This is a genomic window from Dietzia aerolata (assembly GCF_014144865.1).
Taxonomy (GTDB): domain Bacteria; phylum Actinomycetota; class Actinomycetes; order Mycobacteriales; family Mycobacteriaceae; genus Dietzia; species Dietzia aerolata.
Genome location: NZ_JAALDM010000332.1, coordinates 1 through 10,577, shown reverse-complemented (window position 1 = coordinate 10,577; position 10,577 = coordinate 1). Strand labels below are relative to the sequence as shown.

Sequence of the window (10,577 nt, the reverse complement as noted above, 5' to 3'; positions counted from 1 at the left end):
GGGAGCGCTCGGGGTCAGGCCGCCGGGACGTACTTCTTGCCGCGGCGACGGTCCCGTGCCTGGCGCATCGCCGTCTTGAGGCCGGCGCGCTTGCCGTTGCCGGCGGGCTCGGGCGCGGGCAGGCCGTCGAACATCCGCTCCGAGTGCGTCTCGGGCGCGTCGTCGGCGGTGTCGCGGAGCATGTGGTTGGGCAGCGACATCTTGGCGATCGTGCGCCACGCCTTGAAGTACTGGACCGGCAGCGGGCCGGCCACGTACGGCAGGTCGTATTCCTCGCACAGCGCGCGCACCCGCACGGCCGCCTCGGCCAGGCGGTTGGACGACATGTCCGGGTAGAGGTGGTGCTCGATCTGGTACGACAGGTTGCCGGACATGAAGTCGATGACCGGGCCGCCGGTGAGGTTCGCGGAGCCGAGCATCTGGCGCAGGTACCACTCGGCCTGCGTCTCCTCCGCCAGGTCCTTCTTGGTGAACTTCTCCGCGCCGTCGGGGAAGTGGCCGCAGAAGATCACCGCGTTGGTCCACACGTTGCGGATGCCGTTGGCCACCAGGTTGGCGGTGAGGGTGGACTTCCAGCCCTTGCCCGACAGGGCCGGGTAGAAGACGTAGTCCTTCGCGAGCTGCTTACCGGCCTTGCGTAGGAACAGGGACACGTTGCGCTTGGTGTGCTCGCGGTCATCGCGGCCCTTGACGACCTTGCCCAGCTCCAGGTACTGGATGCCCACGCCCCACTGGAACAGCAGTGCCAGCAGCGTGTTGTACGCCAGGTTGCCGTAGTAGAAGGGGTGCCAGCGCTGGTCGCGCGTCACGCGGAGGAGGCCGTACCCCACGTCGTCATCCATGCCCAGGATGTTCGTGTACTTGTGGTGCATGTAGTTGTGGGTCTGCTTCCAGTGCTCGGAAGTGCCCACGTTGTCCCACTCCCAGTTGGTGGAGTGGATCTCGGGATCGTTCATCCAATCCCACTGGCCGTGCATCACGTTGTGGCCGATCTCCATGTTCTCGATGATCTTGGCCACGCCGAGGGTGCCTGCGCCGATGGCCCACGCCGTCTTGTTGCGTGAGCCCACGGTCAGCAGGATCCGCGCGCCGACCTCGAGGCCGCGCTGGAAGCGGATGGTGTTGTGGATGTAGGCGGCATCTCGCTCACCGAGTGACCCGATGATGTCCTGCCGGATCTGCTCCAGCTCGGCGCCGAGTGCCTCGATGTCCTCGTTGGTGAGGTGGGCGAACTCTTCAACGTCAGTGATTGCCATGAACCTACGGTAGCGTAACTTACGGTCGCGTAGGTAGGCCCAGTTGCGTGGGTCACAGATTTTTTGGCCTCGTGGGGCGGCTGGGGCCGGTGTGGATACGGTGCGGATTCGTTCCGGATCCGGTGGTCAGCGGCATGTCGGCGACCACTTGGGCTGCGGCACTGGGCGTCCCGGAGGTCGGCGACAGGCCCTGTGGCCTGCGGCGAACGGTGTGGGAGTCGCCACACATGTCACGGTTGTGTAACGTCGTGCTGGTTCGTCACGACATACGGACGTACTCGGTCGCATGCAGCCGGGAAGTGACACTGACGAGGGGACCTACATGAGCAACGCCAACGACATCTTCCTGCAGGCAATCCAGCCCGTGGTCGACATCTTCTGGACCATGGTGTGGACGGCCACCGGCTCGACCATCAGCGTCCCGCGGCCGGTGAGCCCGCAGGCCTGATAGGCCCCACACGCACCGGGCCTGATAAGCCCCGCACGCGTAAGCGGCCCGCCCCCTCGATACCGAGGGAGGCGGGCCGCTGTTTTTGTGGGGGGTGGGGTGTGTGGCGGGTTAGGTCCCGAACTTCTCGCTTCCACCGAGGTCGACCGGGATCGACGCGCCGGTGATTCCGGCGCCGGCGTCACTGCACAGGTAGAGGGCCATGGAGGCGATCGCCTCGGGCTCGATCCACGGCTGCGGCATCTGGTTCATGCCGGCGAACGTCTTTGCCGTGTCCTCGAGCGTGGTGCCCTGGCCGCCGCTCATCATGGAGATCATCGAGGGGTTCTCGATCATCGGGGTTCGCACGTTGCCGGGGTGGATCGAGTTGCACCGCACGTTGGAGAAGCCGAGCTCGCCGGCCAGCGCCTTGGCGAGCCCGCGAACGCCCCACTTGGAGGTGGCGTAGCTGGAGGTGAAGGAGCCGCCGCGGAGGGCGACCATGGAGCTGATGAGGACCAGCGCGCCGCCGCGGCCGGTGGCGAGGATGTGGGGGATCGCCACGGTGGTGGTCACCCAGGTGCCCTTGAGGTTGATGTCGATGGTGGTGTCCCACTCCTCTTCGCTCCGCTCCCACGAGGTGGTGGGCTGGGGTGAGACGCCGGCGTTGGCGATCACGAAGTCCAGTCCGCCCAGCTCGGCGACCCCGGCGTCCACCAGTTCCCGCATCCCGGGCATGTCCCGGACGTCGACCTGGCCGGTCACGCAGCGTCGCCCCAGTGCGCGGACGGCCTCGGCGGTGGCGTTGAGATCCGCTGGGTCGGCCATCGGGTAGGGCACGGTCTCGATGTCCCGACACAGGTCGAGCGCGATCACGTCGCACCCGGCGGCGGCGAACGCCTCGCAGTGTTCCCGGCCCTGACCTCGGGCTGCGCCCGTGACCAGCACGACCCTTCCGGTCAGGTCGGGTGGGGTGATGGCGGGGTGGGGCATGTACTTCTCTCCTGAGGTTGATCGACGCCGACCCCTGCGGGTCTCAGCGCCCTGCGGCATGCTGGAAGTCTACGAATGACAAACAGAACAGGTCGTGATCATCATGCTTCAACGGACACTTGTCCTCGTCGATACCTCTTATCTATTGGCTAGTTTTTACAATTCCTGGGAGGAGGGGGCGCGCGGTCAACTCGAGATCTCGTTGGCCACGGTCGTGCACCGCTTAGATCAGGTTTCCCATGGTCTGGTTGATCAGCCGGTCCAGCGTCAGAACTGGTATGACGGCATCCCGGATTCGGGTCCGCACCGCTACCAGCGGACGTTGCGGGTTATCGAGGGAGTGCAGCTCCGGGCCGGTCAGCTGATCGAGTGGGGGGATCGCCGCACGCAGAAGGCCGTCGACACTCTGCTGGTCGCGGACATGATCAAGGCAGCGTTCAAGGGTCACTGTTCGGACATGGTCCTGGTGTCCGGGGACGCGGACATGATTCCGGGGGTGAAGGTCGCGGTCGATCAGGGCGTGCGTGTTCACCTGGTCGGTTTCGGTTGGGATTCCATCTCCTCGGCGCTGCGCCACGCCTGTGACACCACGACGGTGCTCGATCCCCGCACCGATTTCCACGACTCCATGCAGATCCGGGTCCTCGAGGGGCCGATCCCGCCGAAGGTTCGTACCACTCCGTCGAGTCCGGCCCACCCGGGTGAGGAGGACCATGATCCCGAGGTGGAGGAGACCGTCGGCATGGTCGACGTGCAGCTGCGCTCGGACCGCGCGGCGGCTACCACCGTCGCCGATGAGGCGCGCCAAACCGTGGCGGATGAGGAACTGGCCGCCGACGCCGAGGAGCTCGCCGCCGATGAGCAGGAGTGCGCGACCATCACCGAGACGGCCTTCCGCGAGGATGGTGCTCACCGCCCCGACGGTGCCAATCTCGAGGGCGGTGCTCACGGTCAACCCCATGGTCACGACGACAACACCACCGGCACCCCGATCGACCCGTCGAGTGCGCCCGCTGGCCCACCGTCTCCGGCCTCCCTCGCGGGGGCGGGCGCTTCTGCCGACACCGCGCCTGCTGCGGGATCTGCTGCGCCTGCCGCTCCCAAGCCCGGCCCTGGACCGCGATCTCCGCAGGCCGACTCTCCGGCGCAGGCACACGCTGAGTCGTCACGCGTTGAGGCCTCGCACAACGAGGCCCAGGCAGCGCCGAAGAGTGCCACGCCCGGCCCAACATCGGCCCCCACGCCCGGCCCCGTGCCGGGCCCCAACTCCGGTTCGGCGTCGGCCCCTAGCTCCGCCCCCACACCTGGCCCCACGCCGGGTTCTGCCGCTGGCCACACGCCTGGCCCGACGCCGAACGATGCCCCTGGCGCTCCGGGTGCACCGGGCGCTTCGCGTTCGGACGAGTCGTCGGCCAACGGCTCGGGTCGGCCGAATCCGTCGATGATGGCCCCGCATCGCCGTCCCCTTCGGTCCAAGTTCGTGCCCCTTCCGGACGAGGTGTGGACGTCGTCGGGGGAGCAGACCCCTTTCGATGTGGGCCAGCAATACGCCATGTGGTGGTACGAGCAGGCGGCGGACGAGCAGCAGCGCGACGAGGCTCATCTCCTCTCGGGTGGCACCCTGCCGCCGGCGATTGACCGGCCGCTGCTGCAGTTCGCCTGCCAGATGCTCAACGAATTCACGTTGACGGAGCATCAGCGCGTCCATCTGCGTGACGGCTTCCACGAGGGGATCCGCGCGGTCTTACTCAAGCAACGCTGAGCCGGACCGCTACCGGATTAGCCCGCCGTCGACCCTTTCCATTCGCCCTTCCGCGATATGGCCCCGGATACGACGTTGCCCGCCCCGCGAGATGCGGGGCGGGCAACGTCGTGTCAGCTTCGGTGAGCTGGTGAATGCTCCGGGCTAGCGCAGCGCGGGCATCACGTTGTCACGCATGGGGGCCAGGAAGCGGCTGAAGTTATCCCAGTTGTGCATGCCGGTCGGAAGGTAGTCGACGCGGGCCGGGATATTGAGCTCCTTCAAGCGATGGTCCATGTCCACCGTGCAGGCATGAGTGGCGATCTCCAGACCGGCACCCTGACTGAACTTCAGCAGGTCGTTGTCGTTGCGCTGCCATTCGTTGGCATCGGGCATGCCGGTCGCGGTGGCGAAGTAGAGGGCCTTGCCGCGCAGCTTCTCGGCATGGAGGAGACCATCGTTCTCGGCGTACGCGGGGCTGTTGCGCTGTCCCCACATATTGGCGATGTTGCCGCCGCGGGTCTCGGCAACAATCTTGGCGAGTAGGAAGCCGAGGTCATCGCGGGCGGTGTAGCAGCCGGCAATCGCGCCCACGGCCTGGTACATGCCGGACGGGGCACGCTCTGCGGTGGTGACGGCGCTCGCCGCACCCATCGACAGGCCGGCCATTCCGCGCTTTCCGTTGAACGGGATGGCGTGCTCGCCGGACTCGAGCAGGGGCGGCAATTCCTGGGTGAGGAACGTCTGCCACTTGTTGCGACTCAGGACCGGGTCGTCGTGCTGCCAGTCGGCGTGCAGCGAACCGTCTGCGCGCGTGGGCATGACCAGGGTGACGTGCTCGTCGGCAAAGACATCTTGGATGTGGCCCGGCAGTAGCCATCCGCTCGGCGACGGGGAGTCCACGCCATCGAGGAGATACAGCATCGGTGCCGGAGCATCCGAAGAGGCGCGCCAGATCTCGACCGGGAGGATCCGGTTCATGGACTTGGACTCGATCCACCAGCGCTCGAAGCGGGGGTCACCGCCAGCGACCATCGGGTCGCCGATCTCGATGTTGCGGACCTTCGTGGTCTCGATCGGCTCCGCCTCCATTCCGATCGGCGGGGTGGCCGAGGTGTTCTGGGAGCCGGTACCGATCGGAGGCAGGGTGCCCAGTCCCTCGAGCGAGTGCGTACCGGTAGAGCCGGTGGAGCCGACCGTCGCCGAACCGGCGGCGGCACTCGACGGGTCGACACTGCCGCCCATCTTGGTGATCGACCCGATGTTGCCGATCGAGGTCGGGTCCAGCGATCCGGGGTCGGACTGCGCCATGGCGGGAGCCGCGGTCCCGCAGACCAGGGTCATTGCGACCACGGGCACGAGGGCCTTGCGCGTCGCGGAAGGCGGGAAAGATTTCAAGTTCACAGGGTCACCTTGGTTGTGCCGGAAAGGTTTCCGGCCCCCTGTTAACGCGGTGGTACTGCGTCCGCGGAGGCCGCAGGCCTGATAATAAACCAAGAAGAAGCCCACACTGGTATCAGAGCCAGCTGAGCATTCGCCATGCAGACACCTGAGCACGGCGGTTGAACTGCGCGAATGCCTCCGCGTGCGGCGCGGATTTACTGCCGGGTATCGCGGGGCAGTGTGGGGCCGGAGCCGCCGTCGGCCTCGGCTGCACCTGTCTCACCCTCGGCGCCGGAACTGCCCGCGCCAGCCGACTCAGTCGCGCCAGCCGACGTACCCGGGCCACCCGCACCGGCCCCAGCGTCTGCGCCGCCCTCGGTCAGCTGCCGATCGGCACCTGAATTCGCGCTCGAACCAGCCTCGAGCCCCATCGACGCGCGGATCTGCTCCAGCTTGGACCGACCCTCGGATTCGCGGGTGAGCGCGGCGGCGTCGAGCTGCGCGGACGACGTGGCTCCGGTGGCCTCGGCGAGCTCCTGCTTGCCCAGGGCGGTGGTGTAACGGCCCTCGATCTTGGCGCGGATCTCGTCGAACGTCGGTGAATTACCGCCGCCGACGCCCTCCATGGAGGTCAGCGATTCGGTGGTCCGGTGCTGCATCTCGGCCTGGGTGGCCTGCAGGAGCAGCTGGTCCTCCTGGGCGAGGGTCTCCTTGAGGCGACGCTCGGACTCGCCGACCGCCTGCTTCGCCTGCTCGGCCGCCTGAACGGCTTGGCTGTGGAGCTGCCGGGTGTGTTCGAGGTCGGACTCGACGGTCACGAGCCGCCCGGCCATCTGCTCGGCCTGCATGTCGAGCCGGGCGGCCTTGTCCTGGTCGCCTTCGGCGCGCGCCGTGTCCGCCAGCTGCAGCATCTGCCGGATCTGCGCCTGCACCTCATCGAGCTCCCGGGCCTTCTTGCCCATCGAGATCTCGAGCTGCTTGGCGTTACCGATTACCGCGGCCGCCTGGTCGGCGACGGCCTTGTGCTGGTCCCGGGCGCCCTGCATCGCCTGGTGCACGAGAACCTTGGGATCGGCGTTGTCGTCGACCGTCTTGTCCAGCGAGGCCTTGAGGTAGTTCCAGCCCTTGGAGAACGGATTCGGCATGGCGGCGTCCTAACTGTCGACAAGTGGCGAGCGCCGCGCGGCGGGTGTCGGGCGCTACCTCTTCACGGTACCGAGCAGCGCCGCGACCGGCAGGGCGGTCCGCGGCAGGTACGGCTGACGCCACAGTCCGCCGGAGGCAGCGCCGGACGACTCGTGCTGCCATTGCACGTCCACCTCCGGCCGGCCCACGTTGAGGTCGTGGACGAGCAGCGCCGCGAGCATCGCCGACGAGGTGGCCGGGTCGAAAATCTCGATGCCGAACGCGCCCGCGCCCTTGTAGGTGCTGGCGAGGATCTTGTTCTTGGTCACCGAGTAGGTGTCGGTGGCGGGGGCCACGTTGACCGAGACTGTGTGGCCGTCGGCGAACGCGGTGGTGGCACGCCAGCGTTGGATGCGCTTGGCGAGCGTGTAGTTGGGGCCCTGCTGGGGGACGAGCGCGTCGTGGACGGCGGGGCCGTTGCCCGGCTCGTAGTTGCGGTGGAACACGCGTCCGCCGGTGAGGGTGCCGACGATCTTCTTGATGTCGGTGGCCTTGCGGGCGGCGAGGGCGGCGTCGGAGGCCTCGCGGACGTCGGCGGGGACGACGAACGTGTCCATCGGGGTGGCCAGGTAGGCCAGTGCGGTGGCGGTCGAGTCGGACAACAGGTCCACGACGAGTGCGTCGGCCGCCGAGGACAGTTGCACGTGGGTCCCGCCGTCCGCGTAGAAGTAACTGCCGACCGTCAGCGGCGCGGGGGCGGCGGCGCGGGCCCAGGCGGCGAGTTCGGGCAGCTCGGTGAGCAGGTTGATCCCGGCGCGGCCGTCGGCGTCGGTGGGGATGTGCAGGCGTCCGGCGAACTGGTCGGCCTCGCCGCGGAAGCGGTCCCAGGCGGGGCTGGAGGGCAGGTCGACGCCCATCACGTCGGCGCCCCAGCGCAGGAGTTGGCGGGCGGGGCCCATCTCGGAGCCCAGGCCGAGCACGAGCATCGCGCGGCCGGGAAGAGAAAGCCACTGGGGGTTGTCCTGAACCAGGCGCAGGGCGTCGGCGCAGCTGGGTTCCACCACGCCGTCGCGCACCCACCGGTCCAACAGGTCGCGCAGCGCGGCGCCGGACAGGTTCTCGCCGCGGTAGGGGATCGAGAGGGTCTGTTCGGGCGCGGCCGTGCCGGTGATGGTCTCGGTGCCCGGGGTGGAGGTGGGGGCGACGACGGCGAGGTAGTCCTTCATCGGTGTCTCGACGGTCTCCCCGTCGACGTGATGGGCGCCGACCATGCGGGACTGCAGTGAGTCGAGGGCGGCCCGGGCCACTCCGTCCCAGTTGCCGGCGTCGTGGACGCCCACGGAGACGAGCTCGGTGAACGGCCTGATGTATCCCTTGCGCCAGTCTTTGATGCGGTGGACGCGTTCGGCGGCTGACGGGTCCGCGGTAGCGAGTGCGTCGGCCACCACGTCCTTGGCCAGGCGGCCGGTAGAGCGGCTGCCTGAGGGGTCGAGGGGGAACTGGACGCCGGTCGCGCTCGTGGACATGGGTCTCCTGAAGGTCGGGATATACGAGGTATTCCTCAAGTTTGCCCATGTTGGCGTTGCGTGTGGGGTTCCCACGGCGACTCTCAGGGAAAATTGTCCCATGTGACCGGGGTCTCATCCGTGGAGTGTTGACGAAGTCCGCTAAACGACCGTTCATGTCTCAGCGTTTGCATAGGTCGAGGTAGCGCGCTCAAGGCCGACGTCACCGGCTGTTTTGTACCCTAAGCTGCTACGGCATCGTGATGGTTGTGGCTGGGAGTTTCCTGATCAATTTCCAATCTGGATGTAACAGCGCGGCAATTTCGCCCGATAGTGTTGCGAAACGATCCGACGGGTCGTGGCGCAGCCACGGACCGGACCGGGCGGCGGGGGGTATCCGGCGCCGGGTCGTCACACGCACACAAGGAAGGCAATTCCTATGAAGAACCAGAAGCGGATGATCGCGGTCATCGCGGCCTCCGGACTAGCGCTCGGCTCGATGCCGGGTGTTGCTAATGCACAGGGCACCTCGGGCAGCCTCGATCTCGGCCTCGAGGTCGCCGTGAACCTCGGTTCCGCCGACCTCGGAGTGGACCTGGGCGCAGCCCTCGGCTCGATCGATCCGGATCTCCCCGCCCCCGAGCTCCCGGAGCCGGGCACAGGCTCGCTCGGTTCGCTGGGTGACGTCACGGGTTCTGCCAATAACGGCGACGAGGTTGAGGAGGGCGAGGAGGGCGAGGAGGGCGAGACCCCGACCGGCTCGCTCGGCTCGATCACTGACGTGTTCGACGATCTCTTCTCCGGTTCGGCCAATGACGGCGACGAGGTTGAGGAGGGCGAGGAGGGCGAGGAGGGCGAGGCCCCGACTGGCTCGCTCGGCTCGCTGACTGATGGCTCCGGTTCGGCAAATGACGGCGACGAGGGTACCGAGGGTGAGGACGAAGAGTCCAGCATCATCGAGCGGATCACGGCGTGGTTCGAGGAGCTCTTCAGCGGCTCGGCCGACGGCGGCTCCGGCTCTGGCTCGGCTGACGAGGACGCCACCGACGAAGACGGTGAAGGCAACGGCGAGGGCGAGGGCGAGGGCGAGGGCGAAGACACTGGTGACACCGTCATCAACTCCGCCGAGCTCGACGCTGACGTGCTCCTCGCTGTCGGTTCGCTGGCTGCCGCCGGCATCGCCGTGGGCATCGCCGCTAACGGTGGCGTCAACCTCCCGCCGCTGCCGGGCGTCGACGTGGGCGTCGTCTGTGAGCTGCCGCAGGAGGGCATCGACTTCCTCAAGGGCAACGGCTCCATGCAGCCGGACGAGTGCCTCCCCGAGAACTGAGCTTCTCGATCCGCGCACTGATCAGTCAGTGAACGCATAGCTCAACCCGCGATCCCCGCTGACCACATGGTCGGCGGGGATCGCTGCATTTCTGCGGCCGATAACCTGAGCGTCATGGCCACCCCCGACTTCGTCCTAGAGCTCCGCGAGCACGTGGGCAGCGCCCCGCTCTGGCTGGCCGGAGCCACCGCCGTCATCCGCGACCGGGCCGGCGAGCACGTTCTGCTGGTCCGGCGAAGCGACAACGGCTGGTGGACACCCGTCACCGGGATCGTCGACCCCGGCGAACACCCCGCCGACACCGCCGTGCGTGAAGCCAAAGAAGAAGCAGACGTGGACATCCGCGTGGACCGGGTCGCCTCCATCGGCGTCTCCCGCATGGTCACCTACGCCAACGGAGACCAGGCCCAGTACATCGACCACACCTTCGCCTGCACCTATCTCTCCGGCGATCCCCACCCGGCCGACGGCGAGAACACCGACGTCCGCTGGTTCCCGGTCGACGAACTCCCTGAGATGCGCCCACACATGCTCGCCCGCGTCGACGCCGGACTCTCAGCCGAGGAACGCGCGCGAATCGTCACCACCACCGAGTCGCATTAGAATCGGGCCATGTCCGTCGATCGCCTGCGAGCCGAGGTCCCACCCGTGGTGACCGCCGCCGTGGGGATCATCGTGGCGCTCGTCAGCGGCGTGTTCGGCATCAGCGCCCACGGCCTCGCCGCCGGCGCCGCAGCACTCCCGCCCACCTCCGGCGACATCCTGCTGGTCGGGGCGGCCAGCGCGGGCATCGGCGCCGTCACCGCCGCCGTCGCGC

9 protein-coding genes and 1 pseudogene are annotated in these 10,577 nt (G+C 67.8%); 5 read left to right on the top strand and 5 right to left on the bottom strand.

Annotated features, from left to right (window positions below):
* Window positions 1-14 precede the first annotated feature (14 nt).
* Window positions 15-1,256, bottom strand: a complete 1,242-nt coding sequence (locus tag G6016_RS16640) for a fatty acid desaturase family protein (protein WP_182633705.1) — start codon at window positions 1,254-1,256, stop codon at window positions 15-17.
* 322 nt (window positions 1,257-1,578) lie between these two features.
* Here G6016_RS16640 and G6016_RS17610 point away from each other — a divergent pair, with 322 nt between their 5' ends.
* Entirely contained in the window at window positions 1,579-1,704 is a 126-nt protein-coding gene (locus G6016_RS17610; protein ID WP_277815178.1) for a hypothetical protein, read from the top strand.
* A gap of 111 nt (window positions 1,705-1,815) precedes the next feature.
* On the opposite strand, the gene G6016_RS16635 is transcribed toward G6016_RS17610, so the two are convergent.
* Window positions 1,816-2,676 carry a mycofactocin-coupled SDR family oxidoreductase gene (locus tag G6016_RS16635; protein WP_182633704.1) on the bottom strand — a complete coding sequence of 287 codons (861 nt, stop codon included), beginning with the start codon at window positions 2,674-2,676 and terminating at the stop codon, window positions 1,816-1,818.
* A gap of 103 nt (window positions 2,677-2,779) precedes the next feature.
* Here G6016_RS16635 and G6016_RS16630 point away from each other — a divergent pair, with 103 nt between their 5' ends.
* Window positions 2,780-4,438, top strand: coding sequence for an NYN domain-containing protein (locus G6016_RS16630; protein WP_182633706.1), 1,659 nt, complete (start codon window positions 2,780-2,782; stop codon window positions 4,436-4,438).
* 144 nt (window positions 4,439-4,582) lie between these two features.
* Here the strand turns inward: G6016_RS16630 and G6016_RS16625 are convergent, their stop codons facing one another.
* The 3 genes from G6016_RS16625 to G6016_RS16615 all read right to left on the bottom strand — a co-directional run bounded on the left by G6016_RS16625 (window position 4,583) and on the right by G6016_RS16615 (window position 8,451).
* Window positions 4,583-5,821 carry an alpha/beta hydrolase-fold protein gene (locus G6016_RS16625; protein WP_182633703.1) on the bottom strand — a complete coding sequence of 413 codons (1,239 nt, stop codon included), beginning with the start codon at window positions 5,819-5,821 and terminating at the stop codon, window positions 4,583-4,585.
* Between the two features lie 194 nt (window positions 5,822-6,015).
* Window positions 6,016-6,945 carry a PspA/IM30 family protein gene (locus G6016_RS16620; RefSeq protein ID WP_182633702.1) on the bottom strand — a complete coding sequence of 310 codons (930 nt, stop codon included), beginning with the start codon at window positions 6,943-6,945 and terminating at the stop codon, window positions 6,016-6,018.
* 54 nt (window positions 6,946-6,999) lie between these two features.
* The gene (locus tag G6016_RS16615; RefSeq protein WP_182633701.1) at window positions 7,000-8,451 is read right to left on the bottom strand and encodes a hypothetical protein; all 1,452 of its coding nucleotides are present in this window, start codon (window positions 8,449-8,451) and stop codon (window positions 7,000-7,002) included.
* A 418-nt stretch (window positions 8,452-8,869) separates the two neighbouring features.
* Here G6016_RS16615 and G6016_RS16610 point away from each other — a divergent pair, with 418 nt between their 5' ends.
* The 3 genes and pseudogenes from G6016_RS16610 to G6016_RS16600 all read left to right on the top strand — a co-directional run.
* Window positions 8,870-9,760, top strand: coding sequence for a hypothetical protein (locus G6016_RS16610; RefSeq protein WP_182633700.1), 891 nt, complete (start codon window positions 8,870-8,872; stop codon window positions 9,758-9,760).
* Window positions 9,761-9,874: 114 nt separating this feature from the next.
* The gene (locus G6016_RS16605; RefSeq protein WP_182633699.1) at window positions 9,875-10,363 is read left to right on the top strand and encodes an NUDIX hydrolase; all 489 of its coding nucleotides are present in this window, start codon (window positions 9,875-9,877) and stop codon (window positions 10,361-10,363) included.
* A gap of 9 nt (window positions 10,364-10,372) precedes the next feature.
* Window positions 10,373-10,577: pseudogene (locus tag G6016_RS16600) on the top strand (hypothetical protein); the annotation flags it as partial.